This is a genomic window from Stenotrophomonas sp. YJH_SMC_8, assembly GCF_059371315.1.
The window spans coordinates 1-20352 of record NZ_JCAFUL010000021.1 but is presented as its reverse complement, the minus strand read 5'-3'; the positions used below and the strand labels follow the sequence as shown (position 1 = coordinate 20352).

Genomic DNA, 20352 nt, shown 5'->3' with positions numbered 1-20352 from the left:
ACCTCTGGTTACGTGTATTCACCGACAGTGTTACATAGAGACATACCCCGAGGATTGAGCCGTCCATCGCCCGGTCTTCACAATGCCCACCAACGCCGCCGCCGCGGCCCCGAGAGTGAAGCCACGACGTGACGTTCCGCCTGTTGCCCGCGACCCGCCGGGGTCGCCTGATACTGATCGCCCTGCTTGCCCTGATCGTTGCCGTGGCTGCCTGGTGGCTGCTGCGCAAGCCCGCCGCCCCGGCCGTGGCGACCACCCCGGTCAGCCGCGGCGACATCGAACAGACCGTGGATGCCACCGGCGTGATCGACGCCTACAAGCTGGTCAGCGTCGGCGCGCAGGCCTCCGGCCAGATCAAGTCGCTGAAGGTGCAGCTGGGCGACACAGTGAAGGAAGGCGACCTGATCGCCGAGATCGACGCCACCACCCAGCAGAACCAGGTGCTCAACGCGCAGGCCTCGCTGGACCAGGTCACCGCCCAGCGTGCCGTGCAGCAGGCCACCCTGCGCCAGGCCGAACTGGAGTTCGCGCGCCAGCAGCAGATGCTGGCCGCCGAAGCCACTTCGCGCCAGGAATATGATGCCGCCGAGGCCCAGCTGAAGACCGCCCGCGCCCAGTTGCAGTCCTACGAGGCGCAGATCAAGGGCCGCCAGACCGAACTGGGCACCGCCCGCGCCAACCTGGCCTACACCCGCATCACCGCGCCGATGGATGGCACCGTGGTGGCGGTGGTGGCCGAGGAAGGCCGCACCGTGAACGCCAACCAGACCGCGCCCACCATCGTGATGCTGGCGCGGCTGGACGTGGTCACGGTCAACGCCGAGATCTCCGAGGCCGACGTGGTCAAGATCAAGGCCGGCATGCCGGTGTACTTCACCACGCTGGGCGACCCGGACCGCAAGTACCACGCCACCCTGCGCCAGATCAATCCGGCACCGGCCTCGATCGCCAACGAGAACGCCTCCAGTTCCAGCAGCTCGTCCAGTTCCAGTTCCAGCAGCGCGGTCTACTACAACGCACTGTTCGACGTGGAAAACCCGGACGGCACGCTGCGCATCGACATGACCGCCCAGGTCTCGGTACTGCTCAGGCAGGCCAAGAACGTGCTGATGGTGCCGGCGGTGGCGCTGGGGCCGAAGCGCCGTGGCAATGAGCGCATGGTGCGGGTACTGGACGACAAGGGCCAGCCGCAGCCGCGCAAGGTGACGGTCGGCATCAACAACGGCGCCTCGGCCGAAATCCTGTCCGGGCTGAAGGAAGGCGAGCGCGTGGTGGTCGGCGAGGCCAATGCGGCTGCGGCCGGTGCCGGTAGCGGGAACCGTGGCGGCATGCAGATGCGGGTCGGCGGCCCGGGCATGGGTCCGCGCCGATGAGCACGACGGCGCCGCTGCTGCGCCTGCGCGACCTGCGACGTGAATTCCCGGCGGGCGATGACGTCATCGCCGTACTGCGCGACGTCAACCTGGATATCCACGCCGGCGAGATGGTGGCGATCGTCGGCCAGTCCGGCTCGGGCAAGTCGACGCTGATGAACATCCTCGGCTGCCTCGACCGCCCTACCCGCGGCAGCTACCAGGTGGCTGGCCGCGAAACAGGCCGGATGGAGCCGGACGAACTGGCCGAACTGCGCCGCGAACATTTCGGCTTCATCTTCCAGCGCTACCACCTGCTGGGAGACCTGGACGCGCGTGGCAACGTGGAAGTCCCCGCGGTGTATGCCGGCAGCCCTGGCCCGGTGCGCAACGCGCGGGCCGAGCAGCTGCTGCAGCGGCTGGGCCTGGCTGACCGCATGCACCACAAGCCGGGCCAGCTGTCCGGTGGCCAGCAGCAGCGCGTGTCGATTGCACGTGCCCTGATGAACGGCGGCGAGGTGATCCTGGCCGACGAACCCACCGGCGCGCTCGACACGAAATCCGGCGAGGAAGTGATGGCGATCCTCGGCGAGCTGCACGCCGAAGGCCACACCATCATCATCGTCACCCACGACATGAGCGTGGCCGAACACGCACAGCGCATCATCGAGATCCGCGACGGCGAGATCATCGCCGACCGCGCCAACCCGGAGGCGCCGACCTACCGTGCGCAGCGCGAAGCCAGTACCGGCGTTGCCCACGGCAACAGCTGGCGGGCGGCCCGGGATCGTTTCACCGAAGCCTTCCGCATGGCCCTGCTGGCCATGAACGCGCATCGGCTGCGCACCTTCCTGACCATGCTCGGCATCATCATCGGCATTGCCTCGGTGGTCTCGGTGGTGGCGCTGGGCAACGGCTCGCAGCAGCAGATCCTGCAGAACATCAGTGCGCTGGGCACCAACACCATCGACGTCTATCCCGGCCGCGGCTTCGGCGACATGCGATCGGCGCGCGTGCAGACCCTAAAAGCCAGCGATGCCGATGCCCTGGCCAAGCAGAGCTACGTGGACAGCGCCACCCCTAGCGTGTCGACCTCGGTCACCGCGCGCTACCGCAACCAGTCGTCCACCGCGCAGGTCAGCGGTGTCGGCGAGCAGTTCTTCCGGGTCAAGGGCGTGACCCTGCTCAGTGGCAGCTTCTTCGACAGTGACGCAGTGAAGGGCCTCGGCCAGGTGGCGGTGATCGACGAGAACACCCAGACCCAGTTCTTCCCCGATGTCGATCCGGTCGGCCAGGTGATCCTGCTCGGCAACGTGCCGGCACGCGTGGTCGGCGTGGCCAAGCGCCAGAGCTTCGGCTTTGGTGGCAGCACCAGCCTCAGCGTATGGGTGCCGTACACCACGGTGATGTCGCGCATGCTCGGCCAGAGCCACGTCTCCAGCATCACCGTGCGCGTGGACGACAGCACGCCGATGGATGCGGCACAGGAAGCGATCACCCGCCTGCTGACCCTGCGCCACGGCACCGAGGATTTCTTCCTCAGCAACAGCGCCGAGATCCGCGAGACCATCGAACAGACCACGCGCACGATGACCCTGCTGATCGGCGCCATTGCCGCCATCGCGCTGCTGGTCGGCGGCATCGGCGTGATGAACATCATGCTGGTGTCGGTGACCGAGCGTACCCGCGAGATCGGCGTGCGCATGGCCGTGGGCGCGCGGCAGAGTGATATCCGCCAGCAGTTCCTGATCGAAGCGGTACTGGTGTGCCTGCTCGGCGGCGTGCTCGGCATCGGCCTGGCCTTGCTGCTGGGCTCGATGATCGGCCGCTTCGCCAGTGACTTCCAGGTGCTGTTCTCCACCGCTTCGATTGTTGCCGCGTTTGCCTGCTCGACCCTGATCGGCGTGGCGTTCGGCTTCCTGCCCGCGCGCAATGCCGCGCAGCTCGACCCGGTCGAGGCCCTGGCCCGCGAATGAAGATGATGACCCGATTGCCCTTCCCTGCTCCTTCGCGCCTGCTGCTGGCCGGCGCCGTCCTGCTCGCGCTGTCCGGTTGTGCGTCGATCGGCCGCTACCCAGTGCACGACCCCGATGTGGCGGCCAGCTACGGGCGTGGTGATGCCACGCTCAATGCACCGGCCGACGACCCGCGCAGCAGCCTGGATACACCGGGCCGTGACATCCGCCAGGACACCTGGTGGAACGGCTTCGGCGATGAGCGGCTGGACCGTCTGGTGGCGCAGGCATTGGCCGCCAACAGCGACCTCGCTGCCGCCGGCCTGGCCGTGCAACGCTCACGCCTGCAGGCCGGGCTGGCCAGCAACGCGCTGTGGCCGCAGCCTTCGTCGTCCGGCGTCAGTGGCAATGCCAGCCGCGCCACCGACCAGGCCGACGACTGGCGCCGCAGTTATTCCACCGGCGTCTCGCTGGGTTGGGAAGTGGACCTGTGGGGCCGCCTGCGCACCCAGCGTGACATCGCCCGCTGGGAAGCCGAGGCCAGCGAGGAAGATCGCCAGAACACCGCGCTGCTGGTGATCGGCGACGCCATCACCCAGTACTGGAACCTGGCCTACCTCAACCAGTCGATCGCCACCGGCCAGGCCAACCTGGAGCGCCTGGAGCGCACCCGCGAACTGGTGCAGGCCCGCTTCGACGCCGGCGCGGTATCGCGGCTGGAAGTGCGCCAGGCATTGCAGAACCTGCAGTCGCAGCGCTCGGCACAGAGCGCGCTGGAGCAGCAGCGGGTTGAGGTGCGCAATGCCCTGACCGTGCTGCTGGACGGCACACCCTGGCCGCAGCAGGACGAACCGCAGGACCTGCTGGGCGCACACAGCCCGGGCATCAGCGAAGGCCTGCCGACCGACCTGCTCGGCCGCCGTCCCGACCTGCGCGCGGCCGAACTCCGCCTGCGCAACAGCCTGAAGTCCATCAAGGTGACCGCCACCCAGTACTACCCGGCATTGAGCCTGACCGGCAGCCTCGGCTCCAGTGCGACCTCGCTGGGCGACGTGCTGCGCAACCCGGTGGCCACGCTGGGTGCGGGCCTGTCGCTGCCTTTCCTCAACCTGCAGCGCGCGCAGCTGGATACGGATATCGCCGGCACCGCGTACCAGATCGCCGCGACCAACTTCCGCAAGACGTTGTACACCGCGCTCTCTGAAGTGGACAACGCGTTGTCCGCGCGCGAACAGTTGGCGCGCCAGGTAGCGGCCTCGCAGGCCTCGTACGACGAAGCGGTGGAAGTGGAGCGCGCGCAGGAAGTGCGCTACCGGGTAGGCGCTACCGATCTGCGCACGTGGCTGGAAGCACAGCAGACCCGGCGCGATGCCGAGCTGTCGCTGGCGCGCGTGCGCCAGGGGCAGCTGAACAACGACGTGACCCTGTTCAAGGCATTGGGTGGCAGCGCGGGGTAAGGTGCCGAACATGGGGTCAGATCCCTTTTCCAGAGGAAAAGGGATCTGACCCCGATGGGTGCCGTCAACCGCGCTGGCGCACGGCTTCGAACAGGCTGACACCGGCAGCGACGGAGACGTTCAGGCTCTCGATCTCGCCCGGCATCGGAATCTTGACCAGCCCATCGCAGTTCTCCCGGGTCAGGCGGCGCAGGCCGTCGGCTTCACCGCCCAGCACCAGGGCGATGTTGCCCTTCAGGTCCAGCTGGTACAGCGAGGCGGTGGCTTCACCGGCCAGGCCATAGATCCAGACGCCCTGCTTCTGCAGGTCCTTCAGGCAGCGCGACAGGTTGGTCACCGCCACCACCGGGATCAGATCGGCGGCACCGGCCGAGGTCTTGCGCACGGTGGCATTGACCGTGGCCGACTTGTCCTTGGGGATGATCACCGCGGTGGCACCGGCTGCCGCGGCCGAGCGCAGGCAGGCGCCCAGGTTGTGCGGGTCCTGCACCTCGTCCAGCACCAGCAGCAGGGCCTTGCCCTCGGCGGCGGTGACCAGGCCTTCCAGCTCGTTCTCGCTGTAGGTGCGGGCCGCGGCATAACGCGCAGCCACGCCCTGGTGGCGCACCGAACCGCCGACACCGTCCAGCGCCTGGCTGTTCACCTTGCGCACGTCAATGCCCTTGCGGCGGGCGTTCTCTTCGATTTCGGTCAGGCGCGGGTTCTTCGCACCGGCCTCGACCAGCACTTCGCGGACGTTGTCGGCGTCGTTCTCGATGGAGGAGGCGACGGCGTTGACGCCGACGATCCACTGGCTGTTCTTGCTCATGCGGGCGGGGACCGGAAAGGGGGTGGCTATGGTAGAGCATCGGCGGGCCGGGTGCTGCGGCAGCCCAACGGCCGCCGGGCATGGCCCGGCGCTACCCGCGCGTGCGCGGCGGCCAGTGCGGGGTGTCGTGGTCGGGGTGCTGGTGGGACACGATCGTCGCCAGGAAGTCCAGGGCCGCGATGTCCTCCTCGGTACGACGGGCCGGCAGGCTGGACAGCGTATCGACGAAAGGCAGCTTACGCTCGACTCCGTACTGGATCGTCGGCGGCAGGCGCTCGGGTTCGTCAAAGGCACCGGCGGCCACCGCCACGCCGTCCGGGGCCTCGTAGGTCAGCGGCGTACCGCAGTCGGCGCAGAAGCCCCGGCGTACCACGTTGGACGACTGGAAATAGCGCGGCTGGCCGCGGGTCCAGCTGAACTGCACGCCGCGCACCGAGACCAGCGGCGCGTAGTAGGCACCGAAGGCTTTCTGGCACATCCGGCAGTGGCAGATCGAACTGTCGGTCAGCGCGCCGCGCGCCTGGAAGCGGATCGCGCCGCACTGGCAGCCGCCGCTGTATTCGGGTTGGCCCTGCATTGCTGCTTTCCTCCGTAACGGCGTGCCAACCAAGGTTGGCACCTACCGGGTGAGGGATGTGCCAACCAAGGTTGGCACCCACCAGCTGAGGTAGGTGCCGACCGCTGGTCGGCACACCATTCAATATTGCTTCTTGGTGCGCTTGGCCGGCTTGCCACGCTCGGGCAGCGGCGGCAGGCCATCGCCTTCGTCCTCGCCCTTGTGTTCGACCAGGCGGAAGTCGATCTTGCGCTCTTCCATGCTGGCCTTAAGCACCAGGATCCGCACGCGGTCGCCCAGCCGGTAGCTGCTGCCGCGGCGTTCGCCGGTCAGCGTCTTGCGGGTGGCGTCGAACTTGTAATAGTCCTGCGGCAGCTGGGTAACGTGCACCAGGCCCTGCACCTTCGACTCGTCCAGTTCCACGAACAGGCCGAAGCTGGTCACGCCGCTGATCACGCCGTCGAACTGGCCGCCCACATGCTTTTCCATCCACGCGGCGCGGTAGCGCTCGTCCACCTCGCGCTCTGCCTCGTCGGCACGTCGCTCGCGTTCGGAACACTGCAGTGCCAGCGCGGCCATCTCGCGGGCGTTGTAGGTGAACTTGTCCAGCGGCTTGCCGGACAGTGCGTGCTTGATCGCGCGATGCACCAGCAGGTCGGGGTAGCGGCGGATCGGCGAGGTGAAGTGCGCGTACGCCTCCAGCGCCAGGCCGAAGTGGCCGTGATTCTCCGGGCTGTAGATGGCCAGGCTCTGGCTGCGCAGCAGCACCGATTCCAGCAGCGTGGCATCGGGGCGGTCGCGGATCTTCTTCAGCAGCTTGGTGTAGTCACCCGGGCGCACCTTCGACCACGGCGGCAGGCTCAGCTTGAACTCCTTGAGGAACTCCAGCAGGTCGGCGTACTTGGTTTCCGGCGGCTTCTCGTGGATGCGGTACGGGGCCGGCACGTGGCGCGACAGCAGGTACTTCGCCGCCTCGACGTTGGCCGCGATCATGCATTCCTCGATCAGCTTGTGCGCGTCGTTGCGCACCAGCATGCCGGCCTGGGTGACTTCACCGCGGTTGTCCAGCACGAAGCGCACTTCGCTGCTTTCGAACTCGATGGCACCGCGCTTGGCGCGTGCCTTGGACAGCACCTTGTACAGTTGGTGCAGGCGCTGCACCTGCGGCAGCAGGTCGCCCATCCAGGCCTTGGTATCGGCATCGTCCTCGCCCACCGCCTTCCACACCTGGGTGTAGGTCAGGCGCGCGTGCGAGTTCATCACCGCTTCGTAGAAGCGCGAATGCGTGACCAGGCCGTCGCGGTCGATCTGCATGTCGCAGACGAAGCACATGCGGTCGACCTTCGGCATCAGCGAGCAGATGCCGTTGGACAGCGTCTCCGGCAGCATCGGCACCACGAAGCCCGGGAAATACACCGAGGTCGCGCGCTTCTGCGCTTCCTCGTCCAGCGGCGTACCGGGGCGAACGTAGTTGGAGACATCGGCAATCGCCACCACCAGGCGGAAGCCATCGGCATTCGGTTCGCAGTACACCGCGTCGTCGAAGTCCTTGGCATCCTCACCGTCAATGGTGACCAGCGGCGTGCTGCGCAGGTCCACGCGGTCGCCGATCATCGCCGGCTCGACCACCATCGGCACCGAGGCGGCTTCGTCCAGCACCTCCTGCGGGAACTCGAACGGCAGCTCGTGGCCGTGGATGGCGGTCTCCACCACCAGCGAGGCGGTCAGCTTGTCGCCGAGCACGGCGATGATGCGGCCGATCGGCGGACGGCGGCTGTCCGGCGCCTGGGTCAGCTCGCAGACCACCAGCTGGCCGTCACGCGCGCCACCGGTCTGGTCCGGCGGCACCTGCACGTTGCGCTGCACGCGCTTGTCGTCGGGCACCACGTAATTGATGCCCATCTCGATGCTGAAGCGACCGATCAGGCGGGTCATGCCGCGCTCGAGCACGCGTGCAATGCTGCCTTCGCGACGGCCACGGTGGTCGATGCCAGTCACGCGGGCCAGCACCTTGTCGCCGTGCATCACCTTGCGCATTTCATAGGGCGGCAGGAACAGATCGTCGCCACCCTCGACCGGGCGCAGGAAGCCGAACCCTTCCGGGTTGGCGATCACCACGCCGGTCACCAGGTTCAGGGTCTGGATCGGGGCGAAGCCGCCACGGCGGTTCTGCACCAGCTGGCCATCACGAACCATGGCGCCGAGCCGCCGCGACAGCGCCTCGGCACGGTCCGGTGCGGTCAGTCCCAGGCGTGCGCCCAGTTCCTCGGCGGTCTGCGGCCCTTCGCAGCGTTCCAGCAGGGCCAGGATGGCCTCGCGGCTGGCGATGGGTTGTTCGTATTTCTCCGCTTCGCGCGCGGCGTAGGGATCGTCGATCACCTTGCCGGTCGGCGGCAGCTTGCGGCCCGGCGCCGGGCCGGGGGCAGTGGCATCGGTATTGCGGACCTTGCGGCCGCGCGGTGGTGCGCCGCCTTCATTCAATTCGGGGAACCAGCCCGGCAACGGCTTGCCCGGCTTGGTGGTGCGGGCTGCGCCCGCCTTGGCGCCCTTCTTCGGGGCCTGGCTGCGGGACTTGCTCCCGCCCTTGCTTGGTTTTTTGGTAGTCATCGCCCTACATGGTAGCCGTTGATGGCGTGCAGAACGGGTCAGCGCCCGCCCTGGAGGCGTTGGATCAAATAATTTCATGAAGTCGTTGACAGTCCCCGGATTCATCTTCACAATTGCGCCTCTGGAACGCCCAGGTGGCGGAATTGGTAGACGCACTAGTTTCAGGTACTAGCGGGTAAAACCGTGGAGGTTCGAGTCCTCTCCTGGGCACCAACGAAAAAACTCCTCGCTTCGGCGGGGATTTTTTTTGCCCGCAGTTCGGCGTTGTGGCCCCTGGGGTCAGAGCCCGTTTCGCGAGCGAAGCAGGATCCGCCCCCGGCTTCGATCGGCGCCGGGGTCGGATCCCTTTCCGCGAGGAAAGGGCTCTGCCCCCATCGCAGTAAAAAGTGTTGACACCCCCGTCACAGCACCCCATAATCTCGCTCCTCGACGCCCAGGTGGCGGAATTGGTAGACGCACTAGTTTCAGGTACTAGCGGGTAAAACCGTGGAGGTTCGAGTCCTCTCCTGGGCACCACGTCGAGAATGAGAAAAACCCGCGAAAGCGGGTTTTTTCATGCCCGGAATCCGGCATCAGAACAGCGGCCGCAACACCAGCTCCAGCCCAAGCAGCAACAGGAACCCGAGGAAGCAGGCGCGGAACACGCGCGCACTGATGCGCTGCCGGATCACCTGCCCCAGCCACATGCCCAGCAGCGCCGGCAACACCGCCAGTGCGCTCAGGCCCAGCTGCTGGATGCCGAATGCGCCGTGCAGCACCAGGCCGGTGGTCAGCGAAATCGTCGACACAGTGAAGGCCAGCCCCAACGCCTGCACCAGCTCCTCGCGCTGCAATCCCAGCGACTGCAGGTATGGCACCGCCGGCATTACGAACACGCCGGTGGCGCCGGTCACCACGCCCGACAATGCCCCCACCAGCGGCCCCAGCCAACGCTCGCGCCGCTGCGGCACTCGGAACACCGGTGCAAGCAGGGCATAGAGGGCATAGACCACCAGCGCCAGGCCCAGTGCAACGCGCGACCAGGTGCGATCGACCCGCACCAGCAGCGCTGCCGAACCCAGTGTCACCACCACCACCGCCAGCATCATCGGCCACAGCCGCCGCACTGTGTGGCCCAGCGACGGCCCGGACAACAGCTGCCATGCATTGGTGACGAAGGTGGGAATGAACAGCATCGACGCCGCCGCCACCGGCGACAGCGTACTGCCGAGCAGCCCCATCGCCACGGTTGGCAACCCCATGCCGGTCACGCCCTTGACCACGCCGGCCAGCACGAACACCACCACCAGCAGCACGTAGAAGTACATCGATTCATTCATGCCTTCATTGGATCGGTCGGCCGCTCGGCGCACAATGCGGTCTTCCCGGCCTCGCCTTCGGCTGATCCGAAGGCGCAGGCGTTGCGATGAGGGCATCACATGCGGATGGATATCGCCGACCTGCGACTGTTCCTGGCCATTGCCGAAGCCGGCAGCATCACTGCCGGCGCGGCCCAGGCGAACCTGGCCCTGGCCTCGGCCAGCGAACGCCTGCGCACGATCGAAGCCGACGCCGGCACCGCGTTGCTGAACCGGCATCCGCGCGGCGTCAGCCTGACCGAAGCCGGCGCCGCCCTCGCCCACCATGCACGTTTGATCCTGCAGCAGCAGGCGCAGCTGCGCGGTGAACTGCAGGCGTTCGCGCACGGCGCGCGCGGCACCCTGCATCTTTATGCCAACACCGCAGCACTGACCAACTACCTGCCCTCGCGGCTCGCGCCGTGGCTGGCCGAACGCCCGCGCCTGCACGTGGAACTGCTGGAGCGCACCAGCCCCGAAGTCGTGCGCGCGATCCGCGCCGGCCAGGCCGAGGCCGGCATCATCAGTGATGCGGTCGACGCCACCGGCCTGCAGCAGCATGTGGTCGCGGAAGACCCGCTGGTGATGCTGCTGCCTGCAGGCCACCGCTTCGCATCGCGGCGCAGCGTGGCCTTCGCCGATGTTGCCGGCGAGACCTTCGTTGCCCTGGCCGATGGCAATGCACTGCAGACCTACATCGAAGACCAGGCGCGCGCCATCGGTCGCCGGCTGGACGTGCGCATCCGCATGAAGACCTTCGAGGGCGTTTGCATCATGGCCGGCCACGGCATTGGTGTCGGTATCGTGCCGCGTACCATTGCTCGCCAGCATCGACGCAGTACGCATACCATTGCGGTGCCGCTTGCAGATGCGTGGGCACAACGCCGCCTGTGCGCCTGTTTCGCCGAGTGGGCGCAGCTGTCACCGGCGATGCGCAGCCTGCTGCATCACCTGGGCGTGCAGCCTCAGAAAAAAGTGTGAAATGTTGTTGACACACTCTCTGCCGTACCGCACAATTCATCTCCTGAGTCGCCCAGGTGGCGGAATTGGTAGACGCACTAGTTTCAGGTACTAGCGGGTAAAACCGTGGAGGTTCGAGTCCTCTCCTGGGCACCACGACTCAAGATGATCGAACCCGCGAAAGCGGGTTTTTTCGTTTCCGGGGTTTGGCGATCCTGGCATCGCAACCGCCACTCGGACTGTCGTATCTCGCACCACCCAGGCGTCGCCTGCTGGTGCATACCTCCTCCCGGCGCGTCGTCACCAGACCTTGAACGGCCCCCTTTTGGGGCGCATTTCACGTTCCCCGTTCAATTCGTACTTTTCCTAGTCGAGATCCACCCGATTCCTTTTCGGTGGGAGGCAGATTTACGGGAGCCGGTTGCAGGTCTATCGCCACGACCTGACCAGCACCCTCCCCCTTCCCCAAAGGACGCACCAATGCAGCGCAGCATCATCTGCCCTCACTGCCATACCGGCTCGAACCACGGCGTACGCGTTTGCGTGGGATGCCAGGCCGAGGTCCACTACGGCGCGTCGAAGGAGGCTGTAATGCTGGTCTTTGTCGCCGCCATCATCTGCGGCGCCCTGGTCGGCAGCCGATTGCAGGCCACTGCTGGCTGGCTCACATGCGGCGCCGTACTTGTGGCAGGAATGTGGGCCATTTCCCGATTGTTCTGCGATCGGGTGGTGTTCAAGCGCGTCTATCGCACGCGCTGAACCTGCGCCGCCGCACGCCCCTAATGGCAGGGCACGTGTGACCCGCGGTGCACAAACAAAAACCCCGCCTCGCGGCGGGGTCAAAATACAGCACGGTGTTTCCAGGGAGTTTCAGTGTCCACCACCGGCGGCCGCACCTGCGCCTGCGCCGAATGGCGGCTTAGCCAGCCACAGGAACGTAATGATCGCCAGGAAGATCCAGCCCAGCAGGAAGAAGATGTCGTTGAAGCCCATCTGCGATGCCTGGTGGTTGATCATGTTGTTCAGTACCGCTGCGCCATGTTGCAGGTCGCCCTGCCCCATCGCCGTCACCTGGTCCTGCATGCCCGGCTGATAGGCCGAGATGTGCTCGGTCAGGTCGGCATGGTGCACCTGGGTGCGCCGTGCCCACAGCCACGTCGTCAGCGACGCCGCGAAGCTGCCACCCAGCGTACGCAGGAAGGTGGCCAGGCCGGAGCCCGCCGCGATCTCGCGCCCATCCAGGTCCGACAGCAGGATCTGCAGCACCGGCATGAAGAACAGTGCGACACCAATACCCATGATCAGCTGTACGCCGGCCACGTGCTGGAAATCGACCTGCAGATTGAAACCCGAACGCAGGAAGCTGGTCATCGACAGGAACACGAAGGCGATGGTCGCCAGCATGCGCATGTCGAAGCGCGATGCATACTTGCCCACGAACGGCGTCATGATCACCGGCAGCACGCCGATCGGCGCGGTCGCCAGGCCTGCCCAGATCGCGGTGTAGCCCATGTCACGCTGCAGCCACTGCGGAATCAGCAGGGCCACGCTGAAGAACGCCGCATAGGCCACCACCATCGCCAACGTACCGGCGCGGAAGTTGCGGTGCCGGAACAGCTTCAGGTCGACGATCGGATCCTTGTCGGTCAGTTCCCAGATCAGGAACACCGTCAGCGTCACCACCGCCACGCAGGCCAGCACCACGATCTTCATCGACGAGAACCAGTCCTCGTCATTGCCCAGATCGAGCACCAACTGCAGCGCACCGACACCGATCACCAGGGTGACCAGGCCGACATAGTCCATCTTCGGCTTCTCGATGTGCTCCGGGCGCCCCTTCAGCTGGTTGCCCACCACCAGCGCGGCGAAGATGCCCAGCGGCACGTTGATCAGGAAGATCCATTCCCAGCTGTAGTTGTCGGTGATCCAGCCACCGAGGATCGGGCCGCAGATCGGCGCCACCACGGTGATCATCGCCAGCAGCGCCAGCGCCTGTCCGCGCTTCTCTCTTGGATAGATCGAGACCAGCAGTGACTGCGTGATCGGGTACATCGGGCCAGCCACGAAACCCTGCAGTGCGCGCGACAGCACCAGCATGCCCATGCTCTGCGCCAGGCCGCACAGCAGCGAGGTGATGACGAAGGCCAGCGTGGCCCAGATGAACAGCTTGCGTTCGCCGAAGCGGCGGCTGAGCCAGCCGGTCAGCGGCAGCGCGATGGCCGTGCTGACCGCGAACGAGGTGATGACCCAGGTCGCCTGCTGCGAGCTGGCGCCGAGATTGCCGGCGATGGTTGGCAGCGAGACGTTGGCGATGGTGGTGTCGAGCACCTGCATGAACGAGGCCATCGCCAGGCCCACGGTGCACAGGGCGACGCTGGGCGGCAGGAACCCGGAGGCCGCACCCGGCGCCGCCGGAGCGCCGGGCGCGGCTGGAGCTTGTGCGGACATGGCGACCTCAGCCCGCCTTCGCCTGCTGCTGCGGCAGGTTGCCCTGGATGATCGTGTGGATCACCTCGTCGGCATCATGCAGCTGCTTGGCATACACATCGGTGTCGAACACGGTGCCCTTGGCGGCAGCGCTCGGCAGCACTTCGCCCTTCTGGTCGCGCAGGCTCACTTCGGCCTTCATCGACAGACCGATGCGCAGCGGGTGCTCGGCCAGCTGCTTGGCATCGATGGCGATGCGCACCGGCACGCGCTGCACGATCTTGATCCAGTTGCCGCTGGCGTTCTGCGCAGGCAGCAGCGAGAACGCCGAACCGGTACCCAGGCCCAGGCTCTGGATGCGGCCCTTGTACTTCACGTCACCGGCGTACAGGTCCGACTTCAGCTCCACTTCCTGGCCGAGGCGCATGTGGCGCAGCTGGGTTTCCTTGAAGTTGGCCTCGACCCACATCTGTTCGGTCGGTACCACCGCCATCAGGGCGTTGCCCGGCTGCACGCGCTGGCCGACCTGCACCGAACGGCGGGCGACGTAGCCGGTGACCGGCGCGACGATGCCGGCGCGGGCGTTGTTGAGGAAGGCCTGGCGCAGCTGCGCGGCTGCCGCCTGCACGTCCGGCTGGGTGGCGATCACGGTGTCGTCAACCAGTGCGCGGTTGCGCTCGACGGTCTCGCGCGAACCGGCCACGGCCGCTTCGGCAGCAGCCAGCTCGTCGCGGGCGTGGGCCAGCTCTTCGTTGGAGATGGCGCCGGTGGCGGCCAGGTCCTTGCGGCGGGCGAAGTCATCACGCACGCGCTTCAGGGTCACCTGGCGCGCGTTCAAGTCCGCCTGTGCGCCTTCCACGCTGCGGTACAGGCCACGGGTCTGGCGCACGGTCTTGGCCAGGTTGGCTTCGGCCTGCTGCAGTGCCACCGAGGTGTCGGACGGGTCCAGCTGCACCAGCAGCTGGCCGCGCTCCACGCGCATGCCGTCATCGGCGTTGATGGCGACCACGGTGCCGGCCACCAGCGGGGTGATCTGCACCTGGTTGCCCTGCACGTAGGCGTCGTCGGTCTCTTCGAACCAGCGGCCGAACATGAAGTACCACAGCGCCAGTGCGGCAAGCAGCAGCACGACGATCACGAACAGGCCGCGCAGCAGGTTGCCGCGGCGGTTGGGGGCGGCCGGGGCCGCGGTGTCTTGGGTCTGGCTCATGGCGGGCGTCTTCAGGAATGCGAGGAATTGGAATGGGAGGCGATCGGTGCGCGGTCGGCGTCAGCGGGCTGGAAACCACCGCCCAGCGCCTTGCTCAGGCGCACCGAGGACTGCACCTGCTGCGACTGCAGCCCGGCCAGCTGCTGCTGCGACTGCAACAGCGTGGACTGCGCGGTCAGCACGTCCAGGTAGCTGCCGATGCCGGCGCGGTAGCGCTGCTGGGCCAGATCGAAGGCCGAACGCGCGGTGTCCACCGCCTGCTGCTGCGAGTGCGCCTGCTGCGCCAGCGAACGCACTGCGTTGACCTGGTCGGCAACGTCGCGCAATGCGTCGAGCACGGCCTGGTTGTAGTTGGCCACCGCCAGGTCGTACTGCGCATCGGTGTTGGCCAGGTTGGCGCGCAGCTTGCCGCCCTCGAAGATCGGCAGGCTCAGCGCCGGGCCGATGTAGGCGAAGGTGGAGCTGCTCTTCAGCAGGTCACCCACGTTCGGGGCGACCACGCCGGCCAGCGCGGTGAGGTTGAAGCTCGGGTAGAACTTGGTCCTGGCGACCTTGATCTGCTTGTCGGCCGCTTCCACGCGCCAGCGTGCGGCGACGATGTCGGGGCGACGGCCAAGCAGTTCGCTGGGCAGCACGCCCGGCAGCTGCAGCGCCATCGGATTCAGCGGCTGCGGGCGCTGGATCGACAGGCCACGGTCCGGGCCCTTGCCGACCAGTGCCGCCAGTGCGGTGCGGGCGGCATCGATGCGCTGCTGCGCAGCCTGCACCTGCTGCTGCGCGGCCGGCACGCGGGCTTCGGCCTGGCGCACCTGCAAGTCGCTGTCGATACCGGCGCTGCGGCGCTGGCGGGTCAGCTGAAGCGACTTCTGCGAACGGGCCAGCTCTTCCTCGGCCACGTCGTTGAGCTGCCACGCGTAGGCCAGGTCGGCATAGGCCTGGGTGATGCCGGTGGACAGCTTCAGGCGTGCGGCCTGGGCCTCGACGGTGGCCGCATGCGCGCCATCCACGGCGGCTTCCCAGGCGGCACGCTTGCCGCCCCACAGGTCCACGCCATAGCTGAAGTCGAAGGCGACCTGGCTGCTGCCGCCGTAGCGGCCGCCCATCTCGCTGCCGACCATCGACTCGGGCAGGCGCAGGCCGGTGTAGCCACCGGACACCGACAGGCTGGGCAGCTCATCGGCACGCGCAGTGCCAACCTGGGCCTGGGCCTGGCGCAGGCGCGCGTCGGCGGCATCCAGGCTCGGATGACCGGCAAGGCCTTCGGCAACCAGCGCGTCCAGCTGCGCATCGCCCAGTGCCTTCCACCAGTCCTGCGCCGGGAAGCCGGTGGCGCTCAGGTCGGTGTCGGCCAGGGTGCGTTCGCTGTGCAGGCTGTCCACATCGAGCACGTGGCCCTGGGGGTTGAGGCCACGGCTGCTGGCGCAGGCGGCCAGGGCCAGGGCCAGCGCTGACACCAGCAGCGCGCGCCCGGACCGGCGGAGAGTGGAATGCGGGATCGGGTTCATGGGGTCGTCAGGGAATCGCGGATTCGGGTAAGGAGGGACAGCAGCAGCGTGCGCTCGTCGGCGGAAAGATCACGCAGCGCGTAATCCATCACCGCGTCGCCGCGCAGCTTCAGCCGCGCCCACAGCGCGCGGCCTTCATCGGTCAGCACGATCTGCAGCGCACGCCGGTCCTGTGCATGCGGTTCGCGGCGGACGCAGCCCAGTGCCTCGAGCTTGTCCAGCAGGCGAGTGACCGCGCTGGGTACCTGGTCGATGGCCTGGGCCAGTTCGTTGGCCGTGCACGGGGCCATGTGCGAGAGCACCTTCAACCCGATGTAGTGGGTGAAGCCGATACCCAGGTCTTCTTCAGCCATGGACGCGTCGAGTTGCCGGACCAGGCCGTCGCGCACTTGGCGCAGCAGCAGGCCAAAGCTGGGGGGAGTGGTTGCAGGACAGATCATGGGGGAGCATTCTCTTCCAAAAAAAATATTTCTCAATGGAAATATTCGATCTGGCATCGAATGCTGTGTTGCAGCAGTGGGCTGGATCAGTGACGGCGCACACCTTAATGGCCAGCTCAGCTGGCCCGGTAGTACAATTAAGCCAATGGATGACACATTTCAGCCAGCGGATATGATGAACAAGGCAGAAATCCCCCCTCCGAAACGCCTGCTGCGCGACGACGCACTGGACTGGTTCGAGCGCAACGACGGCCCGCCGGTGGTCGCCTTCCGCTTCGACAGCCCCCTCGGCCTGGTCCGGGAAGTGGACTGGCACCACCACCAGCGCGCCCAGCTGATCTGCGTCGAACGCGGCCTGCTGACCACCCGCACCTCGCACGGGACGTGGTCGCTGGCGCCGGGCTCGGCCGGCTGGATGCCGCCGCTGGAGCCGCATACGGTGACCCTGGACGGTCCGCTGCGGGGCTGGGGCATGGCACTGGCCGCACCGGCCTGCGCCACCCTGCCCGCCGATCCCTGCGTGCTGGGCCTGTCCAAGCTGGCGCAGGCGCTGGCCGACCGCATCTGCGAATGGCCGCTGGGCTACGACACCACGCCCGAGCGCCAGCACATCATCGACGTGCTGCTGGACGAGATCCGTACCGCGCCGCGCCAGCGCATGCACCTGCCGATGCCGCATGACCGGCGCCTGCTGAAGATCGCCTCGCAGTTGCTGGCCGACCCGTCCGACGAGCGCAGCCTGGCCGAGTGGGCGCACTGGGCCGGTCTGTCGCCGCGCAGCCTGACCCGCCACTTCCGCGACGAGACCACGCTCAGCTTCGCCCAGTGGCGGCAGCAGGCCCGGCTGTCCGAAGCCCTGCGCCAGCTGACCGACGGCCGCAGCGTCGCCGACATCGCCCATGCACTGGGCTTCAGCAGCGCCAGCGCCTTCGTCACCGTGTTCCGCCGCCACTTCGGGCTGCCGCCGGGGCGCTACCTGGCGCGGGCCGGACATGGCCTGGAAACCGGGCTGGACCCTGCGCGCGGCTTGGCATCCCCCGCCGCATCCGGATAATCACAGGATTGCGAGCGGCGACCGCCGTCGCCGCCTCCCGACAACAGGTAACAACGCCGCATGACCGAACTTGCCCGCCCCGTGTTCCACGGATTCGAACAACTGCCGCTGCGCGAGTACGCCGAACGCGCCTACCTCGACTACTCGATGTACGTGGTCCTGGACCGCGCCCTGCCGTTCATCGGTGACGGCCTGAAGCCGGTGCAGCGCCGCATCATCTATTCGATGAGCGAGCTGGGCCTGAATGCCGCGTCCAAGCCGAAGAAGTCCGCGCGCACCGTCGGTGACGTCATCGGTAAGTACCATCCGCACGGTGACAGCGCGTGCTACGAGGCGCTGGTGCTGATGGCACAGCCGTTCTCGTACCGGTATCCGCTGATCGAGGGCCAGGGCAACTTCGGCTCCAGCGACGACCCGAAGTCGTTCGCGGCGATGCGTTACACCGAATCCAAGCTGACCCCGATCGCCGAAGTGCTGCTGGGCGAACTGGGCCAGGGCACCACCGACTGGGCACCGAACTTCGACGGCACCCTGCAGGAGCCGACCTGGATGCCGGCGCGGCTGCCGCACCTGCTGCTGAACGGCACCACCGGCATCGCCGTGGGCATGGCCACCGACGTGCCGCCGCACAATCTCAACGAGATCGTCAGCGCGCTGCTGCACCTGCTGGACAACCCCGAGGCCACCGTGCGCGACCTGTGCGAGCACGTGCAGGGCCCGGACTACCCGTCCAGCGCCGAGATCATCACCGCGGCCAACGATCTGCGGAACATGTACGAGACCGGCAACGGCAGCGTGCGTGCACGTGCGACCTTCACCAAGGAAGCCAACAACATCGTGGTCACGGCGCTGCCGTTCCAGGTGTCGCCGTCGAAGGTGATCGAGCAGATTGCCGCGCAGATGCGCGCCAAGAAGCTGCCGTGGCTGGAAGACATCCGCGATGAGTCCGACCACGCCAACCCGGTGCGTGTGGTGCTGGTGCCGCGCTCCAACCGCGTCGACGCCGAGCAGCTGATGGGCCACCTGTTCGCCACCACGGACATGGAGCGCAGCTACCGCGTCAACCTCAACGTGATCGGGCTGGACGGCCGTCCGCAGGTGAAGAACCTGAAGATGCTGCTCAGCGAATGGCTGACCTTCCGCAGCAACACCGTCACCCGCCGCCTGCAGCACCGGCTGCAGAAGGTCGAGCGCCGCCTGCACCTGCTGGAAGGCCTGCTGGTCGCCTTCCTCAACCTGGACGAGGTGATCCACATCATCCGTACCGAGGACGAACCGAAGGCAGCGCTGATCGCGCGTTTCGGCCTGTCCGAGGAACAGGCCGACTACATCCTGGAAACCAAGCTGAAGCAGCTGGCCCGCCTGGAAGAGATGAAGATCCGCGGCGAGCAGGACGAGCTGGCCAAGGAGCGCGAGAAGATCCTCGGCATCCTCGACAGCAAGGCCAAGCTGAAGAAGCTGATCCGCGACGAACTGACCGCCGATGCCAAGAAGTTCGGCGACGCACGCCGCTCGCCGCTGGTGCAACGCCAGGCGGCGCAGGCCATCGACGAGACCGAGCTGGTGCCGAGCGAGCCGATGACCGTGGTGCTGTCGGAGAAGGGCTGGATCCGCGCCGCCAAGGGCCACGACGTCGATGCGTCCGCCCTCTCCTACCGCGACGGTGATGCCCTGCAGGGCGCGGTGCGCGCACGCAGCACCCAGCAGGTCGCGTTCCTCGACAGCGAGGGTCGCGCCTACTCGACGCCGGTGCACACCCTGCCTTCGGCCCGCGGCAACGGTGAACCGCTGACCGGCCGCTTCTCGCCGGCACCGGGCACCAGCTTCGTGACCCTGGCCAGTGCCGAGCCGGATGCCCGCTTCGTGCTGGCCTCCAGTCATGGCTATGGCTTCGTCACCCGCTTCGAGAACCTGATCGGTCGCAACAAGGCCGGCAAGGCGATGCTGAACCTGTCGTCCGGCTCGTCGGTGCTCACTCCGTCGGTGCTCGCCAACGTGGCCACCGACCGCATCGTGGCGGTGACCAGCTCGGGCAACCTGCTGGCGATCGCCGCCAACGACCTGCCGGAACTGGACAAGGGCAAGGGCAACAAGATCATCGAGATCCCGAAGGCCAAGCTCGCCACCGAACGCGTGGTTGCCATCGTGGCGATCAGCCCGGGGCAGACCCTGCAGGTACGCAGCGGGCAGCGCACGATGGGGCTGAAGTTCAACGAGCTCGACGCCTACCTCGGCGCACGCGCCACCCGCGGCCACCTGCTGCCGCGCGGCTGGCAGAAGGTCGAAGGGTTGTCGGTGGAATAAGGGCTGGGGCCCTGCCCCTGGTGGGTGTCAACCTTGGTTGACACGCCTTGCCGGGGATCAGACACGAAAAAGCCGGGGCAATCCCCGGCTTTTTCGTTGTCGGCTGGCGGGCGGTGGAGCAGCTGGCGGGCGAAGGCTGGCTGGCGGTGCTCCGGTGCTGGCGGGCGACAGAACGCTGTGCTGCTGGTAGAGCCGACTGTCAGTCGGCTGCTCTTTTGCTCCTGGTAGAGCCGACTGTCAGTCGGCTGCTCTTTTGCTCCTGGTAGAGCCGACTGTTAGTCGGCTGCTCTTTTGCTCCTGGTAGAGCCGACTGTTAGTCGGCTGCTCTTTTGCTCCTGGTAGAGCCGACTGTTAGTCGGCTGCTCTTTTGCTCCTGGTAG

Annotated in this window: 15 protein-coding genes and 3 tRNA genes; 10 read left to right on the top strand and 8 right to left on the bottom strand. The window is 67.1% G+C overall.

Annotation, left to right across the window (positions count from 1 at the left end):
- Positions 1 to 128 precede the first annotated feature (128 nt).
- Genes AC5P88_RS18745 through AC5P88_RS18735 form a run of 3 tightly spaced genes read left to right on the top strand, consistent with a single transcriptional unit; the run spans position 129 to position 4764 of the window.
- Positions 129 to 1373, top strand: a complete 1245-nt coding sequence (locus AC5P88_RS18745) for an efflux RND transporter periplasmic adaptor subunit (RefSeq protein ID WP_459047491.1) — start codon at positions 129 to 131, stop codon at positions 1371 to 1373.
- On the top strand, positions 1370 to 3328 hold the full coding sequence (locus AC5P88_RS18740) for a MacB family efflux pump subunit (RefSeq protein WP_495225744.1): 1959 nt from the start codon (positions 1370 to 1372) through the stop codon (positions 3326 to 3328). Before AC5P88_RS18745 ends, AC5P88_RS18740 begins: the two co-directional genes overlap by 4 nt.
- Positions 3325 to 4764: an efflux transporter outer membrane subunit gene (locus AC5P88_RS18735; RefSeq protein ID WP_495225743.1), complete on the top strand. Its 1440-nt coding sequence runs from the start codon at positions 3325 to 3327 to the stop codon at positions 4762 to 4764. The genes AC5P88_RS18740 and AC5P88_RS18735 overlap by 4 nt, the downstream gene beginning before the upstream one ends.
- Positions 4765 to 4828: 64 nt before the next feature.
- Here AC5P88_RS18735 and rlmB read toward each other — a convergent pair whose 3' ends face one another.
- The 3 genes from rlmB to rnr form a co-directional block, all read right to left on the bottom strand.
- On the bottom strand, positions 4829 to 5572 hold the full coding sequence (gene rlmB, locus AC5P88_RS18730) for a 23S rRNA (guanosine(2251)-2'-O)-methyltransferase RlmB (RefSeq protein ID WP_495225742.1): 744 nt from the start codon (positions 5570 to 5572) through the stop codon (positions 4829 to 4831).
- Positions 5573 to 5663: 91 nt separating this feature from the next.
- On the bottom strand, positions 5664 to 6149 hold the full coding sequence (locus AC5P88_RS18725) for a GFA family protein (protein ID WP_099551089.1): 486 nt from the start codon (positions 6147 to 6149) through the stop codon (positions 5664 to 5666).
- Between the two features lie 120 nt (positions 6150 to 6269).
- Positions 6270 to 8735, bottom strand: a complete 2466-nt coding sequence (gene rnr, locus AC5P88_RS18720; RefSeq protein WP_286075392.1) for a ribonuclease R — start codon at positions 8733 to 8735, stop codon at positions 6270 to 6272.
- A gap of 128 nt (positions 8736 to 8863) precedes the next feature.
- On the opposite strand from rnr, the gene AC5P88_RS18715 reads away from it, so the two are divergent.
- A tRNA-Leu gene (locus AC5P88_RS18715) sits at positions 8864 to 8948 on the top strand.
- 218 nt (positions 8949 to 9166) lie between these two features.
- Positions 9167 to 9251 (top strand) — tRNA-Leu (locus AC5P88_RS18710).
- Between the two features lie 56 nt (positions 9252 to 9307).
- Here the strand turns inward: AC5P88_RS18710 and AC5P88_RS18705 are convergent.
- The gene (locus AC5P88_RS18705; RefSeq protein ID WP_106550643.1) at positions 9308 to 10054 is read right to left on the bottom strand and encodes a sulfite exporter TauE/SafE family protein; all 747 of its coding nucleotides are present in this window, start codon (positions 10052 to 10054) and stop codon (positions 9308 to 9310) included.
- 99 nt (positions 10055 to 10153) lie between these two features.
- On the opposite strand from AC5P88_RS18705, the gene AC5P88_RS18700 reads away from it, so the two are divergent.
- From AC5P88_RS18700 to AC5P88_RS18690, 3 genes are all read left to right on the top strand, one after another.
- Positions 10154 to 11053: a LysR family transcriptional regulator gene (locus tag AC5P88_RS18700; protein ID WP_495225741.1), complete on the top strand. Its 900-nt coding sequence runs from the start codon at positions 10154 to 10156 to the stop codon at positions 11051 to 11053.
- Positions 11054 to 11103: 50 nt separating this feature from the next.
- Positions 11104 to 11188: transfer RNA gene (locus AC5P88_RS18695), tRNA-Leu, on the top strand.
- 324 nt (positions 11189 to 11512) lie between these two features.
- Positions 11513 to 11791: a hypothetical protein gene (locus AC5P88_RS18690; RefSeq protein WP_106550641.1), complete on the top strand. Its 279-nt coding sequence runs from the start codon at positions 11513 to 11515 to the stop codon at positions 11789 to 11791.
- Between the two features lie 111 nt (positions 11792 to 11902).
- Here AC5P88_RS18690 and emrB read toward each other — a convergent pair whose 3' ends face one another.
- Genes emrB through emrR form a run of 4 tightly spaced genes read right to left on the bottom strand, consistent with a single transcriptional unit; the run spans position 11903 to position 16614 of the window.
- Positions 11903 to 13480 (bottom strand): multidrug efflux MFS transporter permease subunit EmrB, encoded by a 1578-nt coding sequence (gene emrB, locus AC5P88_RS18685; RefSeq protein ID WP_495225740.1) that lies wholly within the window; start codon positions 13478 to 13480, stop codon positions 11903 to 11905.
- A 7-nt stretch (positions 13481 to 13487) separates the two neighbouring features.
- A complete protein-coding gene (emrA, locus tag AC5P88_RS18680) occupies positions 13488 to 14669 on the bottom strand; it encodes a multidrug efflux MFS transporter periplasmic adaptor subunit EmrA (protein ID WP_495225739.1) in 1182 nt (393 codons plus the stop codon).
- Positions 14670 to 14680: 11 nt separating this feature from the next.
- Complete coding sequence (emrC, locus tag AC5P88_RS18675) at positions 14681 to 16174, bottom strand: multidrug efflux transporter outer membrane subunit EmrC (RefSeq protein ID WP_495225738.1); 1494 nt, start codon at positions 16172 to 16174, stop codon at positions 14681 to 14683.
- A complete protein-coding gene (gene emrR / locus AC5P88_RS18670; protein ID WP_005408766.1) occupies positions 16171 to 16614 on the bottom strand; it encodes a multidrug efflux system transcriptional regulator EmrR in 444 nt (147 codons plus the stop codon). The genes emrC and emrR overlap by 4 nt, the downstream gene beginning before the upstream one ends.
- Positions 16615 to 16786: 172 nt before the next feature.
- Here emrR and AC5P88_RS18665 point away from each other — a divergent pair, with 172 nt between their 5' ends.
- Both AC5P88_RS18665 and parC read left to right on the top strand, forming a co-directional pair.
- On the top strand, positions 16787 to 17668 hold the full coding sequence (locus AC5P88_RS18665; protein WP_180849161.1) for a helix-turn-helix domain-containing protein: 882 nt from the start codon (positions 16787 to 16789) through the stop codon (positions 17666 to 17668).
- A gap of 60 nt (positions 17669 to 17728) precedes the next feature.
- Positions 17729 to 19972 (top strand): DNA topoisomerase IV subunit A, encoded by a 2244-nt coding sequence (gene parC / locus AC5P88_RS18660; protein ID WP_106550637.1) that lies wholly within the window; start codon positions 17729 to 17731, stop codon positions 19970 to 19972.
- The last annotated feature ends 380 nt before the right edge of the window (positions 19973 to 20352 follow it).